This is a genomic window from Variovorax sp. V116, from assembly GCF_041154435.1.
GTDB classification, from domain to species: Bacteria; Pseudomonadota; Gammaproteobacteria; order Burkholderiales; family Burkholderiaceae_C; genus Variovorax; species Variovorax paradoxus.
In genome coordinates this window covers 3,231,637-3,247,134 of record NZ_AP028661.1, presented here as the reverse complement: position 1 = coordinate 3,247,134, position 15,498 = coordinate 3,231,637, and the positions used below count along the sequence as shown (strand labels likewise).

At 69.8% G+C, this 15,498-nt stretch carries 14 protein-coding genes; all 14 read right to left on the bottom strand.

What is annotated here, in order from left to right; translation table 11 throughout:
• Positions 1 to 30: 30 nt before the first annotated feature.
• From ACAM58_RS15460 to ACAM58_RS15395, 14 genes are read right to left on the bottom strand one after another with little or no spacing between them, the layout of a single operon-like run.
• Entirely contained in the window at positions 31 to 819 is a 789-nt protein-coding gene (locus tag ACAM58_RS15460) for a response regulator transcription factor (RefSeq protein ID WP_012748297.1), read from the bottom strand.
• A gap of 59 nt (positions 820 to 878) precedes the next feature.
• Positions 879 to 2,114, bottom strand: a complete 1,236-nt coding sequence (locus tag ACAM58_RS15455) for a glycosyltransferase WbuB (RefSeq protein WP_012748296.1) — start codon at positions 2,112 to 2,114, stop codon at positions 879 to 881.
• Positions 2,111 to 3,376 carry a lipopolysaccharide biosynthesis protein gene (locus ACAM58_RS15450; RefSeq protein WP_012748295.1) on the bottom strand — a complete coding sequence of 422 codons (1,266 nt, stop codon included), beginning with the start codon at positions 3,374 to 3,376 and terminating at the stop codon, positions 2,111 to 2,113. Before ACAM58_RS15450 ends, ACAM58_RS15455 begins: the two co-directional genes overlap by 4 nt.
• A 31-nt stretch (positions 3,377 to 3,407) precedes the next feature.
• Complete coding sequence (locus ACAM58_RS15445) at positions 3,408 to 4,340, bottom strand: hypothetical protein (protein WP_230537796.1); 933 nt, start codon at positions 4,338 to 4,340, stop codon at positions 3,408 to 3,410.
• 10 nt (positions 4,341 to 4,350) lie between these two features.
• Positions 4,351 to 5,283: a hypothetical protein gene (locus ACAM58_RS15440; RefSeq protein ID WP_012748293.1), complete on the bottom strand. Its 933-nt coding sequence runs from the start codon at positions 5,281 to 5,283 to the stop codon at positions 4,351 to 4,353.
• Positions 5,280 to 6,368, bottom strand: coding sequence for a glycosyltransferase (locus tag ACAM58_RS15435; protein WP_012748292.1), 1,089 nt, complete (start codon positions 6,366 to 6,368; stop codon positions 5,280 to 5,282). The genes ACAM58_RS15440 and ACAM58_RS15435 overlap by 4 nt, the downstream gene beginning before the upstream one ends.
• Positions 6,369 to 6,376: 8 nt before the next feature.
• Positions 6,377 to 7,705: a hypothetical protein gene (locus tag ACAM58_RS15430; protein WP_012748291.1), complete on the bottom strand. Its 1,329-nt coding sequence runs from the start codon at positions 7,703 to 7,705 to the stop codon at positions 6,377 to 6,379.
• Positions 7,706 to 7,753: 48 nt separating this feature from the next.
• Entirely contained in the window at positions 7,754 to 8,734 is a 981-nt protein-coding gene (locus ACAM58_RS15425) for a GDP-L-fucose synthase (RefSeq protein WP_012748290.1), read from the bottom strand.
• 42 nt (positions 8,735 to 8,776) lie between these two features.
• Entirely contained in the window at positions 8,777 to 9,439 is a 663-nt protein-coding gene (locus ACAM58_RS15420; protein WP_012748289.1) for a sugar transferase, read from the bottom strand.
• Positions 9,436 to 11,730 carry a polysaccharide biosynthesis tyrosine autokinase gene (locus tag ACAM58_RS15415; protein ID WP_012748288.1) on the bottom strand — a complete coding sequence of 765 codons (2,295 nt, stop codon included), beginning with the start codon at positions 11,728 to 11,730 and terminating at the stop codon, positions 9,436 to 9,438. Before ACAM58_RS15415 ends, ACAM58_RS15420 begins: the two co-directional genes overlap by 4 nt.
• A gap of 45 nt (positions 11,731 to 11,775) precedes the next feature.
• Entirely contained in the window at positions 11,776 to 12,954 is a 1,179-nt protein-coding gene (locus ACAM58_RS15410; RefSeq protein ID WP_012748287.1) for a polysaccharide biosynthesis/export family protein, read from the bottom strand.
• Between the two features lie 31 nt (positions 12,955 to 12,985).
• The gene (locus ACAM58_RS15405) at positions 12,986 to 13,873 is read right to left on the bottom strand and encodes an alpha/beta fold hydrolase (protein WP_012748286.1); all 888 of its coding nucleotides are present in this window, start codon (positions 13,871 to 13,873) and stop codon (positions 12,986 to 12,988) included.
• Between the two features lie 43 nt (positions 13,874 to 13,916).
• Entirely contained in the window at positions 13,917 to 14,735 is an 819-nt protein-coding gene (locus tag ACAM58_RS15400; protein ID WP_012748285.1) for an alpha/beta hydrolase, read from the bottom strand.
• Positions 14,732 to 15,493 carry a 4'-phosphopantetheinyl transferase superfamily protein gene (locus ACAM58_RS15395; protein ID WP_012748284.1) on the bottom strand — a complete coding sequence of 254 codons (762 nt, stop codon included), beginning with the start codon at positions 15,491 to 15,493 and terminating at the stop codon, positions 14,732 to 14,734. Before ACAM58_RS15395 ends, ACAM58_RS15400 begins: the two co-directional genes overlap by 4 nt.
• Between the last annotated feature and the right edge of the window lie 5 nt (positions 15,494 to 15,498).

The following is a 15,498-nucleotide window of genomic DNA, read 5'->3' as shown; positions in this document are numbered from 1 at the left end:
CTCGTGAAGTGTGGTGGGCGCTTCTTTCGGTCAGAGCTGGCCGGTGTGGGTGGCCAGGCTCACGGCCTGCGCGCGCGAATGCACATGCAGCTTCTTGTAGATGTTCTTGATGTGGGCGTTGACGGTCTGCCCCGAGATGCCGAGCCGCACGCTGATCTCCTTGGAGACGCAGCCGCGCGCCACGAAGCGCAGCACCTCGCGTTCGCGCGCCGTCAGCGTGGCTTCGCGCAGCGGCGTTTCCGTTGGCGGCCGCTCGCCGCTGCCCTGCAGGTTCATGCGCGTGAGCAGCCGGCGCGTCAGCTTGGGCGTGATGGCCGCGCCGCCGTTGACCACCTGCAGCACGGCCTCGGCAAAGCTCTGCAGCCAGGCATGCTTGAGCAGGTAGCCGGTGGCGCCGAGCTCGAAGGCGTGCATCACGTGGGCATCGTCCTCCAGCGCGGAGATCACGATGATCTCGCAGTAGCGGTGCAGCTTGCGCGCCTCGCGGATCAGGTCGAAGCCCGAGCCGTCGCCCAGCCGCAGGTCGACCATCAGCACGTCGAACTCGTGGGTGGCCAGCAGGCGGCGGCCGTCGCGCACGCTGCTGCCTTGCCCTTCGAGCTGGATGCGCATGTCCGACAGCAGTTCCTGGGCGATCACGCGCCGCATGAATTCGTCGTCGTCGATGAGCAGCACGCGCACCGGCGCGTCTTCCTGCCCGGTGAGGAAGTGCGGCCACAGCGGTTCGGGCGGTGGACACAGGCCAGGCGGGCTGGCTTTCCGGCGCTCCGGCAGGTGGTCGGCATCCGGCGCGTCGGAAGGAGGAGTGGTGTCGGACATGTGGATCCCCAGGTTGGAGTTGGAGGAAGTGGATGTCGTGGGTGGTGTATGTGGCGGTGTCAGTCGGCAAGGCAGCGCAGCAGCTCGCGCTCCAGGCGCTGCAGGATGGCGTTCTGGTCCAGCTCGGTTTCGGCGAACGAGCGGGCGGCCGCCCCCATGGCTTCGCGCTGCGGGCGCGAGGTGGCGAGCTGCGCGATGGCCTCGGCCAGCGCATCGGCGTCGCCGGGCGCAACCACCAGGCCGCGGCCGGAGACCACGTTGCTCAGCTCGGTGCCCGCATGGGCCGTGACGATCACGGCCTTGCCGCTCGCGAGCATGCCGCCCAGCTTGGAGGGCATCACCAGGTCGGCCGCGTCGGCGCGCTGCGGCAGCACGTGGATGTCGGCCATGCCCAGCAGCTCGTTGAGCCGCTCGGCCGGCTGCAGGTCGAGGAAGTGCACGTGGTCCAGGCCTGCGCAGGCGGCCTTCAGCGGCTCGCGGCTCGGCCCGTTGCCGCAGAGCACGAAGTGGATGTGCCTGGCGGCCGCCAGCCGGCCCGCCGCCTCGGCCAGCACCTCGATGCCCTGCTTGTTGCCCAGGCTGCCCGCATAGAGCACCACGACCGCATCGTCCGGAATGCCGAGCATGGCCCGATAGCCGTTCGTGCCCGGTGCGGTGCCGGGGTGCGGGTAGATCGAGCGCACGTCCACCCAGTTGGGAAGAAGCACCAGCCGCGCCGCGTCGATGCCCTTGTTCCTGGCCTTGTCGAGCATGGCGGCGGAGATGGTCGACACCCGGCTGAAGCGGCTCAGCAGCCACCGCTCGGCCGAGAGCGCGAAGCGCCGCACCCGTGCGCCGCGTACCAGGCCCAGATCGAAGGCGGCGTCCACCTCGTAGTCCTGGATGTGCAGCCACGACTTGATGCCCAGCATCCGCGAGAAGAACAGCACCGCCGGCGCGCAGAAAAGAGGCGGCTCCACGACGAAGACCAGGTCCGGCTTCCAGCGCAGCTGCCCGAAGAGCAGCGGCATGCTCGACAGCATGAAGGAGAACAGGTGCAGCATGCGCGCCAGCGCGCGCGGCCTGGCCGGCACCCAGGTGGGGGCGCGCCAGACCGTGATGCCGTTCCAGTCGGTCTTGCGGTAGGCCCAGGCCGAGTGCCCTTCGAACGGCGCCCAGTGCGGAAAGAACGGCGGCGAGGCGATCACCCGGACCGTGTGGCCCTTGGCATGCAGCCACTGGGCCATCTCGCCCGAGTACTTGCCGATGCCGACGAGCTCGGGTGTGAAGTTCATCGAATAGAGCAGGATTTTCATGAAGGTCTCTGGAAGGAACCGCGAACCAGCCGTGCGAGCGGAAAGAAGCCGAGCAGCGCGCGCATCCGCACTTCGTAGAGGAGCAGGTCGGACACGGCGGCAATGAAGAACACGTAGTGCGGCTTGCCGGGAAACATCGACACCACCACGCCGTAGGCCATGAGCCGCAGCAGCACCTCGGCCAGCGCCCACCGGCCCAGCGAGCCCATCGACGCCCTGAGCGCGAGCAGCATCTCGTGGTGGACCGTGTAGGTGCGCAGCAGGAAGTAGGGCGCCATGCACAGGAAGATCTCGAGCGCCTCGCGCCCCACCTTCAGCAGCGGCGCGGCGGCCGTGATCACGACGCCGAGCCCGGCGAAGAGCGCGCAGCCCAGCAGGAAGGAGTGCCTGGCGAGCCGCAGGTCGGTGCCGTCCGCGTTGGCGGGATCGGTGCCCAGCATGGGGCGCGTCTTGGTGTAGAGGAAGGCCTGCACGAACTGCGAGGGCGCCTCCGCCAGCAGGAAGGCGATCTTGAAGGCGCCCACGTAGCCGAGCGGCATGAAGAAGGCCACCACCAGCAGGTCCGACTTGCGAAGCAGGAAGATCAGCAGCGAATAGACGGTGGCGCTGCCCTGCGACGCCAGCTCGAGCGCGGCGGGCCCGGCCGGCGGGCCCGCGACCCAGCGCGTCTGCATGCAGGCCGCGCCCACCAGCACGAAGGCCAGCAGGTTGATCAGCAGCAGCTGCGTCGCGCGCAGCTCGGCGCCCCAGGCCGCGAAGGCCGCCACGCCGATCACCAGGATGGTCGAGCGGATGCCGCCCTCCAGGTTGAGCAGGCCGGCGCGGCCCAGTCCCCGGCTGAACGACAGGCGCAGGCTCATGAGCGAGAACACCGCGAGCGTCGCCATCAGCAGCGCGAACGGCGCGCCCACCACCGGCAGGTGCTGGATGCGCAGCACGGCGGCGCTCAGCAGCGCGGCCAGCGGAAGCCCGATGGCCAGCGTGCGGACCACGTCGCCGCGGCGCACGCCCGGCGGCACGGTGGCGGCATGGCGCGCGAACAGCAGCGGGCTGCCCAGCGTGGCCACCACCAGCGCCACTTCCATCACCGACTGGTAGATCGAGTATTCGCCGAAATCCGATGGCGAGACATGCGCGGCCATCAGGAACAGCGCCGCGAAGCCCGCAAGGTACACATAGAGCCGCGAAGCCAGCGCGCCCAGGCCGTGGAGCTGCACCGCGCGCATGCCGGTGAGCTGGGCGGTGCGGTGGAGCATGTTCATGGCCGTGCCTGGGTGCGTGCGCGCGGTGGCGTCATTTCGGCCCGGCGGCGCCTGCGAAGCGCGTGCCGCCCGCGGGGCGCTGCGCCAGCCGGCGCATGCCGAAGGCCCAGTTCTTGGCCCGGCGCGCGAGCCGCAGTGCGGCCGTGAGCAGCGCGACCGTGTGCACCCGCCCGTGCAGCACGTGCGCCATCGCGATCTTGGCGCTGCCCTGGAAGTGCAGCGCCAGCACGTTCACCAGTTCGCCCGACGGCGTGACCACGCAGGGCTGGCCGCCGACGAACACGAGGCGCTTGGCGCCGCCCCGGCCCTGGAATTCGTTCACGAGCAGGTTGTGCCCGCCGTTGATGTTGTGGTCGATCACGCGTCCGCCGAACACCCGGTTGATGGGCGCCGCGTTGCCGCTCGCATGGGCCCAGAGGTGCAGCAGGGTCATGTCAGACACCCCGCCGCGCACGCCCCGCGCGGCAAACCGCGCCGCGATCGCGCGCAGCTTCCTGCGGCCGCTGGGCGATGCATAGGTGTTGAGCAGGAAGGCGATGAACTGCTGCAGGCCCGCCGCGGTCCAGTAGCTGACGTGCGGCGATATCTGGCAGGGGTCCCAGCCATCGTTGGTGCGCATGTAGGAGCCAGAGAAATCCGCCTTGCCGGCCACGCGCCGGATGTGCGCGCCGATGCCGCGGAACAGCAGCACGTCGCTGTCGATCAGCACGAATTCGCGGTGCTCGGGGTGGGCGCGCAGGTATTCCGACAGCAGGAAGTAGCGCCGGAAGCAGATCTTCTCGAACTCCGGCGGATTGCTCGACAGGTGCACGTAGGTGCGGCACAGGCGCTCGTAGCCGGGCCCGGCGTCGGTGCCCGACAGCACGATCAGCGGCTCCTCGGCACGCGCCGCGGATTCGCGGCACAGCAGCAGGGGCTTGTTCTGGCGGTCTTCCACCACGATGAAGGCAAGTGAATGGGTCATGGTCATGGGGTCAGGGCCGGGGCGCCGTCGCATTGCGGACCAGCGCGACGTGCGCGGGAAGAAACTGGAAGTCGTCGTCCAGCGGCAGGTCGAGCGTGAAGAGCCCGCCGCGGGCGTTCGCCTGCGCGATCCAGCCGCGCACCTGGGCGGCCGTGAAGCGCGGCGGCGTCGGCTGGCCCCAGGAGGCGCCGAGCGGCGTCAGCAGATGGAACTTCAGCTCCGAGCGCGGTGCGTTCAGCTGCGCGGGAGGCTGCATGAATTCGCCGGCCATCAGGTTCTGGCAGGGCGCGGCCTTGGCGCTGAAGCGCGCCGGGCCCTCGCCGGCATTGAAGGCCAGCCAGCGGTCGGGAGCGCCGCTGCGCGCCGCGGCGCACAGCGCGTCCCAGCCGGACGGCGAGATGCCCCGGGTGTTGTAGACGCCGTCGAACCACCAGCCCCTGGCCAGCGCGCCGTAGTGCTGCGACCAGTCGCGGATCACCGCGGTCCATGCGGCGATGAAATCGGCCGGCGGCGGCTTCTGCTCGGAGATGTCGCCCAGGCAATTCATCAGCTCGGGGTCTGCCTGCGGCGCGCGAAACGGCAGGTAGAGCACCAGGGCGATGCCGCGGCTGCGCAGCGCGCGGCCGATCTCCAGCGGCAGGTCGCGCGGCGGCCGGTCCGCGGCGCTGTGCGGGCACAGCGCCTCGAGCGCCGCATTCGGCGCGATGTACTGGCCGTTGTTCTGCCCGAGCGTCAGGATGAGATGGGAGGCGCGCATCTGCGCGAGCGATGCCGCAAATGCCTCGACGTCGAAGCGGGCGGCCTCGGCGATCGACTGCCTGTCGGGCAGGTAGTGCACCATCACGCCAAAGCCGGTGTCCGCCGCTGCCGCAGTTGCCGCGCAGGCGGCACCGAGCAGCCCCGCCGCGAGCAGCTGCCGAAGAGCGCCTGCAGTGCGCGTCATTGCATGGCTCCGGCCAGCGAGACGGCCTCGCGCTTGAGCATGAGATAGCGCCTGGCCACCGCGCCGGGCGCGCAGGCTTCGGCATGCAGCCAGGGCGGCTGCGTGTCCCGGTGCTCGTCCAGGTAGCGCGCCAGCCGGCCCATGTCGCATGGCTCGCTGCCGATCAGGAAGGCGTAGCCGCCGAACAGCTCGCGGTGCACCGGAATGTCCGAGAGCAGCAGCGGCACGCCCAGGGTGGCGGCTTCGGCGGCCGAGAGGTTGAAGCCCTCGAAGGCCGACAGCGAGATGAAGGCCGTGGCGCCGCAATAAAGCCGCGTCAGGTCCTGGCGCGAGACCAGCCCGCGGTGCCGCACGCAGTTGCCGAGCTCGGGTGCCATGCTGGCGACCATCCGTTTCACCTCGGCCGCGCCGTTGCCCGTGATGTCGAGCCAGTCGACCAGCCCCTCGCGCTTCATGCGCTCGAAGAGCTTCAGCGCGGCGCCGAAATTCTTGTGCGGGTAGTAGTGGTAGGACGCGATCAGGTAGCGCTCGCCCACGGGCGGCTCGCGGGACGCGCTGGCCGAGCCGGCCGCGCGCGTGGCCTCCACCGGGTTGAAGATGACGCTCGCGTGCTCGCAGCATCCGAAGTACCGCTCGAAATCCTGCTGGCTGCTCCTGCTGATGAACACCACGTCGGCCGCGCTGCGGGCCACGCGCCTGAGGTTCCAGTCGAGCCACAGGCGCTTGGTGCGGCTGAAGTACGCGGGGTAGTAGCGGTACTGCAGGTCGTGGACGATCACGATCGAATCCCGGTGGCGCCCGAACAGCGTGAACGGCAGGAAGTAGTTGGGAAACAGCGAGAACACCCGCTCGCCCGATACCAGCGCCTGCAGCCGGTGGTAGTTGTAGAGCAGTATCTCGACCAGGAACCGGCTGATGCGCAGGCGCCGTGCCACCGCGAAGAGGCGCGGATGCCGTTCGCTGGCCGGCTGGATGTGGTCGCCCTTGCACAGGCGCATCCTGCGCAGCAGCAGGTCCGACACGTTCAGCACGCCGCCCGCGCCGCGGTTCAGGCGGATCGTGTCGTAGAACAGGTACTTGTACATGCTGGACCTCAGGCTGCGCGCGCGGCGTAGCGCGCCGCGCGGCGCACCGGGCGGAAGCGCGAACTCAGCAGGCCGGCGAGCAGCGCCGCAATCAGCCCCGATGCCGCGAACGGCCCCCAGCCGAGGATCGGCCCGCGCAGGAACGGCACGTAGGCGGCCAGCAGCACCAGCGCGCACAGATAGCTGCCGGACAGCGCGGCGCGCGGATCCACCATCCTGTCCAGCACCCGGAAGCCGGCCGAGATCGCAAGGCCGAACATCACGGGCCCGGCCAGCCCGAAGTCGAAGTACGCCGTGGTGAAGGGCGGCAGCGACAGGTTGGACTGCGAGAAGTTGCCCAGGATGGCAGGCCACCCCAGCGGATCGAAGTCCGGAAACAGCTTCAGGTCGCGCGGCAGGATGAACGAGAACGCCGACAGCAGGTAGCGCCCCCATCCGAGCTCGGGCTCGGATGCGCGCTCCAGGATGCCGGCCACGACGTACATCGCGTCGAAGTCCGGGCTGAAGGGAAAGGTGGCGAGCGTCTCGCCCCAGAAGCTGCCGCGCGACACCAGGTTGAGCACCGGGCCCAGGCCGGCGATGGCGCCGAAGATCAGCAGGGCCAGCATCCAGCGCCGGCCCCGGCCGAAGAGATGGATGAAAAGAGGCAGCAGGCCGATCAGCAGGACCTGCCGCGCCGTGTTGACCGGGTTCGCGGCGAAGGCAGCCATTGCCAGCGAAAGGCCCGCGGCGCACCACGCCCAGAGCGTGCCGCGGCGCATGGCATGGATCGCCAGCGCCACGAAGCAGACCAGCACGATCAGCTTGGGCAGCGTCGAATAGACGATGTAGTCGACCGGCAGGTTTTCCTCGGTCCCCGGCATGCCGCGCGCGATGAAGTTCAGGTCGGGGCGGATGAACAGCGAGCCGAAGGCCGAGACCGCGCCGCTCAGCAGCAGCAGCGCCGGGTGGGCCACGCCGGCCACCGGCAGCTCGGGCGCCGGCGCGCGCGCGCGCGCCGGCGCCGGTGCCGTTGCGTCAGGCAGGCCCAGCCGGGCTGCTTCGACACCCGCCATGTACAGCAGCAGCAGCGTGAGCGCCTGCATGTGCGCCACCGGGCCGATCACCCCCGTGTCCCAGAACGAGACGTCGGCGGCGATCTGCATCGCCGGTGCCACCGAGAAGTAGGTCAGGATCGTGGCGTAGTGGATCAGCAGGAAGACGCTGGCCCCCGGCGTGCGGAGCATCGACAGCTGGACCAGCGACAGCGCGCACACCGCCGCATAGCCCCAGGCCGGCTCGAGCAGGCCGCACAGGAAGGCGATGGCGATGCCCGACCAGAAGGAGAGCGCTCTCATGGGAGGCCTTGTGCTTGTTTGTTGTTGCGTGCGGGAGCCGGCGCGGGCTCAGGCGTGCGCCAGTTCCTGCGCGGCGGGCTGCAGCGACTTCTGGTAGTCCGCATAGGTGCGCTGCAAGCCCTCGGCCAGCGACACCGTGGGGTGCCATCCGATGGCGGCGGCGCACGACACGTCGAGCAGCTTCCTGGGCGCGCCGTCCGGCCGCGAGGGATCGAAGCGGATGCGGCCCCGGTAGCCCACGACCTCGCCGACCAGCCGCGCCAGCTCGGCGATCGTCTGGTCCTCGCCCATGCCCAGGTTGATGTGGGCGCACATCGGCGTGGTGTGCTGCTCGTAGCCCGCGCGGCTCAGGCCCATCACGGTGGTGCAGCCTTCGGCCATGTCGTCCACGTAGAGGAACTCGCGCCTGGCCTGGCCCGTACCCCAGATCAGCACCTCGGGCGCATTGGTGGTCTTGGCAAGGTGGAAGCGCCGGATCAGCGCCGGCACCACGTGGCTGTTCTCGGCGTGGTAGTTGTCGCCGGGGCCGTACAGGTTGCACGGCATCACGCTGCGGTAGTCGATGCCGTGCGAGGCGCCGTACTGGCGGTTGTAGCTCTCGCACAGCTTGATGCCGGCGATCTTGGCGATGGCATAGGGCTCGTTGGTGGGCTCGAGCTGGCCGCCGAGCAGCGCGTCCTCGCGGATCGGCTGCTCGGTGATCCGTGGATAGATGCAGCTGGAGCCGAGGAACAGCAGGCGCTTGACGTTCGCAAGGAAGGCCTGGTGCGTGACATTGGCGGCGATCAGCAGGTTCTGGTAGATGAACTCCGCCGGATAGGTCATGTTGGCGTGGATGCCGCCGACCTTCGCTGCCGCCAGGTACACCTGGTCGACGCGCTCGGTGGCGAAGAAACGGCGAACGGCCTCCTGGTCGAGCAGATCGAGTTCCTCGTGGCTGCGCGTGACGACCTCGTGCCCGAGGCTGCCCAGGCGCTTCACGAGCGACTGCCCCACCATGCCGCGATGACCAGCAACGTAGATACGCATATGTTCTTTCGGTTAAAGGTTGAGGGTTGAGGGATGTGGCGCCTAGCGCGAGCCGCGTGCCCCGGCCACCACGAGAAAGGTCTTCAGGAGAATTGCGATGTCCTGGCGGATCGAGAGGGTGGCGACGTAGTCCGCATCCATCGCCGCGCGGCGCCGGTAGCTGATCTCGTTGCGCCCGCTCACCTGCCACAGCCCGGTGATGCCGGGCCGCACGGCGCAGTAGCTGCTCCAATAGACGCCGTACAGCTCCTTCTGGGCGAACATGCAGGGCCTCGGGCCGACCACGCTCATGTCGCCCTTGAGCACGTTCCAGAACTGGGGCAGCTCGTCCAGGCTGTACTTGCGCAGCACCGCGCCGAAGCGCGTGATGCGCGGATCACGGTCCAGCTTCTGGTACATCTCCCATTGCCGCCGGGCCGCCTCGTTGCCGCGCAGGTAGCGCTCCAGCACGGCGTCGGCATCGGGCACCATGGTGCGGAACTTGTAGAAGCTGAAGACGCGCCCGTCCCGGCCGTAGCGCGGCTGCTTGTAGATGCCGGGCTTGCCGGAAGTCAGCAGCACGCCGATCCAGACCAGCGCGAACGCCCACCCCAGCAGAAGGAAGAAGCCGCCTGCCAGCAGCACGTCCACGGCCCGCTTGGTGCCCATCAGCAGCCGTGAATTGCCAGGCGAATGGACGGCGGCATCCGATCGCAGTGTGTTCATGATGCGGCGCTCGCACGGGCAGGTTGGGGAAGCTCGGCCACCGCGCTCGGGTACTCGTGCACCCGCGGCTGGTAGCCGCCGTAGCGGTAGGCCAGCTTGCCGTAGTAGCGGCGGCTGGTGTCCATCGCGTTCAGCACCACGCCCTGGAACTGCGAGCCGGAATGCCGCAGCTGGTTCGCGCTTTCCGACAGGTCGCCCAGTTCGTTGTCCCCGGCGCGCGCCACCATCAGCAGCGTGCCCATCCAGGGCGCCAGCTCGGCGGTCTCGGAAGCCAGCAGCATCGGCGGCGTGTCCACGATCACCACGTCGTAGTGTTCCGAGGCTTTTTCGAGAACCTCGGCAAAGGCGTCGCTCGTCAGGAGCGCGCTCGGGTCCGAGGGCAGCGCCCCGGTGGTCATCACGTCCAGGTGCCCGAGCACGCCCGTGTGGACGGCGTTCTGGAATTCGATCGAGCCGCGGATCAGTTCCGACAGGCCGCCGCGGCGCTTCAGCCCGAACATGCTTGCCAGGCTGCTGCGCCGCAGGTCGGCGTCGATCAGCAGCACGCGGCGGCCGGTCGAGGCGAGCACGGCCGCCAGGTTGCCCGCCACGAAGGTCTTGCCGGCGCCCGGCGTGGCGCTGGAGATCATGACGCGGTTGTTCGACGCCTTGGGCATGGCGAACTTCAGCGCGGTGCGCAGCCGCCGCAGCCCCTCCAGCGCCGGGTCGTTCGGATGCTGCGCCGCCAGCAGGTGCACGCCGGGCTTGGCGTGGCGAATGGCGCGGTCGAGCAGGGGCTGGTTCGTGCTGAGCGTCACGGTGCTGTAGACGTCCAGGCCCGTGTGGGTCTCGATCTCGGCCGGGCTGGCGATGGTCTTGCGCCACGACCTGCGCAGGAACGCCGAGCCCGCCCCGAACGAAAGGCCCGCGATCAGCGCGATGCCCATGACGATCGAGGGCTTGGGCCGGATCGGCTTTTCCGGGAGCAGCGCCTGGTCGAGCACGCGCACGTTGCCGATGCGGCCTTCCTTGGCCAGGCGCATCTGCAGCGAGCTGTTGAGCAGCGACACGTACAGGTCGGTGTTGACCTTGATGTCCCGCTGCATGCGCAGCGAGTTCTGCTGCAGCATGGGCATGCGGCGGATGCGCTGCTCCACGGTGCCCATCGCCTTCTTGAGCGAGGCGATCTGCGCGTCGACAGTCATCACGCTCGGGTCCCTGGATGTGAAGCGCTCGGAGAGCTCGATGCGCTTTTGCGTGGCATCGAACAGCTTCGTCTGCAGCTCCAGGTTCTGCGACAGCGCGTTGCGCGCCTCGTCGTCCAGGCTGATGGTTCCGTTCTGGTTGCGGTACTGGTTGTAGATTTCCTCGGACTGCTCCAGCTGCAGCTTGAGCTTGGGCAGCTCGGTGCCCAGGAAGTTGAGGGCGCGCTGCGCCTGGGCCGTCTTCTGGTCGATGTTCACGCGCACGTAGAGCTGCGCGACCTCATTGAGCAGGTTCGCCAGCTGCGTCCGGTTGCCGTCGCGCCAGCTCACTTCCACGACCGACGACTGCTTGCCCTTCTCGATCACGCGCAGCTCGCGCTGCAGGTCGAGCAGCACCAGCTGCTTGGACTGGCGCACCAGCTCGAAGGCCGCGCCGGGCAGGCCCGAGATCGAGCCGACCAGCAGGTGGATCGGGCCGAGCGGGGTCTGCGCGTCGAGCGGCACGCCGACGGTGCCGGCGATCGGCTTGTCCAGCTTGGGGTGGGTCAGTGTGTAGCTGCCGTTCGCGCCCGCGGTCAGCAGGAAGCGCTTGCCTTCGAGATCCACCGGCACGTCCATCTGCGCGACCACGATCTGCTCCTTGCCGCTCACGTAGCCCGACAGGCCTGCGAAGCCCGGCTCGGAGAGCGCCTTGGCGTGGCGCGCCAACCAGGCGCCGACGATCGGCACGTACAGCGGCTGCGCCTCGATGTAGAGCTTGGTGTTCTCGATCGCCTGCTCGAGCACCAGGCGCGACTTGAGGATCTCGGCCTCGCCCGCGGTCGGCGTCTTGGCATTGAGCGCGTTGCTCGCGGAGTCGCCGACCAGCGTGCCGCCCGAGCGGTCCGGGTCCTCGACCTGGATCAGCACGTTGGCCTCGTACACGCGCGGCCCGAACATGGCGTAGGCCGCGCCCAGCAGCAGCGCGACAGCGGTGATGCCCGCGATCCTCCACCGGTTGTCCAGCAGCAGGTCGACATGCTCCCTGAGCCTGGAAGGAGGGTTGTCGGATGCCGCGGCATCGGGGACCGAGGGAGCGGGGAGTGCAGGTTGCCAGTGCGCATTCATGGGGATCACCTTTGTGTGTTGCCTGGACGGGTTGGGGGCGCGGCTTCAGCGGCGGCTGGTGGTGCCGCCGAGGTTCACGACCTGCGCGGCGGGAAGGATCAGGCTGATCACGCGGTTCCAGCGCGCCAGCGGCACGGGGTCGATGTAGACCACGTCGCGCGGCTGCAGCTCGAAGCGGTCGGCCAGCGCCAGCGCCACCGGGTTCTTCGCATCGAGGTGGAACACCTCGGGCACGTCGCCGCTCGAATTGCGCACCACGTAGATCTGGTCGGTCGACGCGGTCTGCAGCGCCGGGCCGCCCGCATCGCCCAGCGCCTCGTTCAGGCTCAGGCGGCCGTCGCGCATCGTCAGGGCCGTCGGGCGCTGGATCTCGCCCATCACGTAGATGCGGCTGTCGTCGCGGCTGCCCACGTTCACGATGTCGCCGTTCTGCAGCGGGATGCGGGTCGGGTCGAGCCCCAGGCGCCGAAGCAGCGGCAGGTCGATCACCATCGTGCGCTCCCCGCGCGTCAGGGTCACGCGCGAACGGTCGCCCGCCTGCGTGATGCTGCCGGCGCGGTTGATGGCCTCGGCCAGCGTCATCGGCACGTCGGTGAAGATCTGCAGGCCCGGCGTGCGGACCTCGCCCTCCACATAGACGCGCCGGCTGCGGAACGACTGGATCCTGACGCTCACGAGCGGATCCTTGACGAAGGGCGAGATCTTGCTGGAGATCATCTCGGCGGCGGACCTCTCCGTCATGCCCTCGATCTTGGTGCGGCCGATGTAGGGAAAGCTGATCTCGCCCTCGGCATCGACGATGAAGCCGGGCGCCACGCTCACCCCGGTCGGGTCCGTCTGCTGCGAGATGACCGCGCCCGCGGTGGGCATCAGCTCGGGATGGCGGTAGACCACGATGCCGACCACGTCGCCCGGGGCGATCGTGTAGGCCGGCGCCTTGCCGAACAGCTGCCGCACATCGGCCGGCAGCGCGGCGGGGTTGCGCGTTGCCATCGTGCGGATCAGCTCGGGCGTGATGGAGACGATCTTCGGCTCGCCCTTCGCGTCGCCGCTCGAGCGGTAGGCGCCCCAGTTGCCGCTGTCGGGCGGACCGAACCCCGGAACCCCGCAGCCGGCCAGGCACAGCGGCAGCAGCAGCAGTGCCGCCGATCGGATGCGGGGGCGGGTGCGGGCGGGAACGGCGCGGGCGATGCGCAAGGAACTGGCCGGAGCGGGGTGTGCCATGGGGTGTGTCCTTTCTTCCTGGGGAATCAGTTCACTGCGGGACGTAGGCGCCGTGCTCGGGGCGCTCCACGACGGGTGCGAGCGGGCTCGGGCTGGTGCTGGGGCTGCGGCGTTCCGGGCCGGCGCCGATGGCGCAGGCGGCCACCCAGCCGCCGACGGAGCGCAGGAACAGCTGCTGTCCCCGCGCCGTGCACAGCGTGTGGTCGGCTTCGCGCATGAATTCGTACTGCACGGCCTGCGCGAACGGTTCGCTGCGGAACGGGCCGAGCTGGTCGCGGTCGTGGTCGCAGACATGCAGCGAGCCCGAATAGAGCAGCTGCACCGCCACCTTGCGCTCGACCAGGCGCCGCATGGTGGCGCCGAACCACACGGCGTTGACCTCGGGCGGCTTGCGTTCGGCGAAGAAGCCGGGCAGCGGCTTGGTCGAATGGCTGGGCAGCAGGTGGCGCTGCAGCCAACGCTTGGCCTTGCCCGCGAACGACGGATGCGCAGGCGCCGCCAGCGCGCGCCGCAGCGTGCGTTCCCAGCGCGAGCGCCGGTCCGGAAAGGCGAAGCCGTCGAACAGCGAGAGCGCCACCACGCGCGTGTCCGTCGCGGCCGCGGTCATGGCGTGCTCCACGCCCGAACACATGCCCACGATCGCGAACTTGCGGATGCCCAGCATGTTCTCGAGAAGGTCCATGCCGGCGCGCAGGTCGCGCACCGCGCGGGCCTGCAGGTCGGACGAGGCGTCGGACGCGTCGCTGTCCCCCACGCCGCCAAGGTCGAAGCGCAGACTGCTCACGCCGCGCGCGGCCAGCACGTGCGCCAGCTTCACGTTGATGCGGCGCGGCCCGACCCGGTGGTTGGCGCCCATGTTGAGCATCAGGCAGGCGACGTCGGCCGGCGCCCGGTACATGGGAATGGTGATCATGCCCATCAGTGCGTCTCCTGGTCCGAAGCGGACGGGGCATTGCGTCATGTCATTCATGGAGGGCCCCCTGCAGGCGGTTGAGCGCGTCGGCCGGAACCATGGCGCTGTTGGGATAGGGATCGGCGGTCCAGTCGAGCCGGTGCTGGAAGTAGGCGAGCCGCACCGGCATGTGGCGCGACTGCTGCTCGGCCGCCCACTGCGCGGTGTGCTGGTCGTCGGGCGAGGTCAGCACCAGCGTGTCGTGCAGGGCCGTGAGCGGCAGCGATTCGGGCGCCAGCGCACCGAGCTGCGTGCGCAGCGCGGGCGACAGCACGGTGCCCAACGCTTCTTCGGGCAGCGCGTCGGGGTCCTGCGCAAGGTTGCGGCGCCAGACCAGGTCCGGAATGCAGAAGGTCGTGTCGATGGCCGCCACATGCTGCTCGCGCAGGTGGCGCGCATAGCGCCGGCCGTCGATCACCGGCTCCCACAGCACGAGCCGCGCCGGGTCGCAGCGCCCGTTGCGCGCCGCCAGCACGGCCAGGGTGGCGCCCAGCCGCGCGCCGACCCAGACGATGCGGCTTCCCGGGGCCCTGCGGCGCAGCTCCTCGTGGGCCGAGCACAGGTCCCGGCGCCAGCCGTCGAGCTCGCCTTCGCTTTCATCGCCGGGCGAGTCGCCCGCGCCGTGGAAGTCGAAGCGCAGCGTGGCAATGCCCGAGCGCGCGAGGCGCTCGGCCAGCACCTTGAAGAAGCGGTGGGTCCGCAGGCCCTCCTGGCCGAAGGGCGGGCACACGAGCACCGCGGTACTGCCGTGCCGTCCGTCGCCGGCGGCATGGAACACACCGAAGATCTGGCGCGACGCCGGTCCGAACATGAAGGGGTGTGCGTTCATTGCGGCACCCTTTGCGCTGCGCGCCTTTCCGCCGAGCGGGAGCGGGTGCAGGTCTGCGCCGCGAAACTCGGCACGCTGGCGCGCACGTGCGTCTGCCGCCATTCCGCAATCGCTCCCACGCTGTCCACGCGCGGCGGCGCGGGCTGCAGCACGAGCCACAGGATGCGGCCGGCCACGGGCACTTCCACGCTCCGGCAGTCCGGCTCCAGCCCCACCTCGAAGCGCTCGGTCGGCACGATCAGCCCGAGGCCGATGGCCTTGAGGCAGGCTTCCTTGCGCGTCCAGCAGGTCAGGAAGGCATGCTCGCGCTCGGCGGCGGGCAGGGCCAGCAGCGCCTCGCTCTCGCTGTCCGTGAAATGCTGCGCGGCCAGCGCGAGCGCGTCGGGAATCGGCCGCAGCAGCTCGACGTCGGCCCCCAGCGGACCGCGCTCGCCGATGGCGAGCAGTCCCAGCCCCAGGCTGTGGCTCAGCGAGAACCGCAGCCGCGGCCAGCCCGACAGCGAAGGCTTACCGAATGCGCTGCGGGTGAAGCGCAGCGCCTCGGGGCGTTCGCCCGTCTGCGCAGCCAGCGCGCAGCGCAGCGCGGCATGCGCGGCCACGAAGCGCTGCCGGTCGGCCGCGAACCGGAACTGCGCGGCGCGCTCCAGTTCCTCGTCGGAGAGGAGCCGCTCGGCCTCGGGGCCGGGTTCGCCGTCCAGTTCGAGATACCGGCAGACCGGCGCATCGACGGAAGTCAGGGAGAAAGCTGCGGAGACCATGATGA